Annotated in this window: 6 tRNA genes; all 6 read right to left on the bottom strand. The window is 42.0% G+C overall.

The annotated features are described in order from the left end of the window. Positions 1–173: 173 nt before the first annotated feature. Positions 174–249 (bottom strand) — tRNA-Asn (locus WJM94_RS24425). Positions 250–268: 19 nt separating this feature from the next. Continuing rightward, positions 269–344, bottom strand: a tRNA-Thr gene (locus WJM94_RS24420). A gap of 39 nt (positions 345–383) precedes the next feature. Continuing rightward, positions 384–459 (bottom strand) — tRNA-Asn (locus WJM94_RS24415). 19 nt (positions 460–478) lie between these two features. Then, positions 479–554 (bottom strand) — tRNA-Thr (locus WJM94_RS24410). Positions 555–607: 53 nt separating this feature from the next. Further along, positions 608–683, bottom strand: a tRNA-Phe gene (locus tag WJM94_RS24405). Between the two features lie 984 nt (positions 684–1,667). Beyond that, positions 1,668–1,743 (bottom strand) — tRNA-Asn (locus WJM94_RS24400). Positions 1,744–1,794: the final 51 nt, after the last annotated feature.

The raw sequence follows: 1,794 nt of genomic DNA, 5'->3' as shown, positions 1-1,794 counted from the left end.
CAACCTCATCAACTACGGTGAGTTTAAAAGCGAGGGAGTAATCGCGCTGAGTTCTTTTAGTGGTTGATTTCATAACACTCTCCAATTTTTTGGGTTGGAAAGTGTCAACCTTATTTAGGACGGTACATTTAAATGCAAAAAAGCCGCATCAAGTGATGCGGCTTTTTTAAAAGTGGCTCCTCCTGCTGGGCTCGAACCAGCGACCTGCGGATTAACAGTCCGTCGCTCTACCAACTGAGCTAAGGAGGAATTATCTTTTAAAAATAAATGGTGCCGACTACCGGAATCGAACTGGTGACCTACTGATTACAAGTCAGTTGCTCTACCTACTGAGCTAAGTCGGCACATTTTCATTAACAAGAAATTGTCTTGCTAATTGAAAGTGGCTCCTCCTGCTGGGCTCGAACCAGCGACCTGCGGATTAACAGTCCGTCGCTCTACCAACTGAGCTAAGGAGGAATTGTCTTTTAAAAATAAATGGTGCCGACTACCGGAATCGAACTGGTGACCTACTGATTACAAGTCAGTTGCTCTACCTACTGAGCTAAGTCGGCATTCTTTATTCTTTAACTATTGTTCGTGCTAAGCACCAACAATTAATAAATTGTGGTGCCCGGAGGCGGAATCGAACCACCGACACGAGGATTTTCAATCCTCTGCTCTACCGACTGAGCTATCCGGGCGACGAGGTGTATTAAACGGTTTTTCGGTTCTTAGGTCAACAATAAAATTCAAATAAAATATCGTTTGATGAAATTGTGCTCGGAGTGGGCTGTTTTTATGCATTTTTAATAGTAATCCTCCTTATCGTAGGCTTTTCTGGAGGGAGATTAATGTGTTTGATTGCCAAAAAAATGCAACAAAAACAAAAAAGCACATTTAAAAATGTGCTTTATATAAAACAATTGACTTTAAACTAGCGCTTTGCGGAGAACCTATTAACCTGGCCTTCAATTTTGTTTGTCAGATAATCCCTTTTTTGTGCGCTCGATGGTGGATCTGCTATTGCTGAATTCAGTGGGAATTCACTTTCTTCAGTCAGGTTAATTCGGTGTGCAATGTCATTGCTAACTTATTCCTGCTCTGTCGCAGTCGCAACTATCAGGGGCCTAATTGCTGTGATCGACTCTAGTGACGTTCCTATCTTTTGTTGTGCGTCATAGATACGGCCGTTGACTTCCTCTGTATTCTGGTTTGGATATTGCGTTGAGCTACGTCCAGAACGGCTTTGCGCACGCCATTAGGCTTACCCTTTAATACGTTCAATATCTACGAATAGCGATGAAGAGGCTCGCAAGATTGGCTCCTTCGATGACCAGGCAAAGCTGGAGTTGTCATTACGCCGTTACCTGAAAGATAGCATGACTTCATTTAGTCCTATGCAGGTGCCGTTAAAGAAACGAGTTTTATACCAATCACAGTAAGTAAGTGATCTGAAATAGTGTAGGAAAAGTGCTTGAAAACAAAGCAGAATATTTCGGTAAATAGTTATTCTACAACCAATTTTTGTAACGCAGTTATCGAGTATTTTAACAAGCTAGAATGACCAGTTATTTACTGCGATTAGTATTATATGTTGAGATGCTGAAAAGGAATGAAAATACGGTAGAGGAGGGAGTATGTTCAGATACAAAAAAACCGCATCAAGTGATGCGGCTTTCTTAATTTGGCTCCTCCTGCTGGGCTCGAACCAGCGACCTGCGGATTAACAGTCCGTCGCTCTACCAACTGAGCTAAGGAGGAACTATTCTGTTTGTGTCTTGCTAATTAAGCAAGTGCACCAAATAATGGTGC

This window comes from Vibrio sp. YIC-376, from assembly GCF_052353105.1.
In the GTDB taxonomy this organism is placed as follows: Bacteria; Pseudomonadota; Gammaproteobacteria; order Enterobacterales; family Vibrionaceae; genus Vibrio.
The sequence above is the reverse complement of the archived record's forward strand: the minus strand, read 5'-3'. Positions and strand labels throughout refer to the sequence as shown.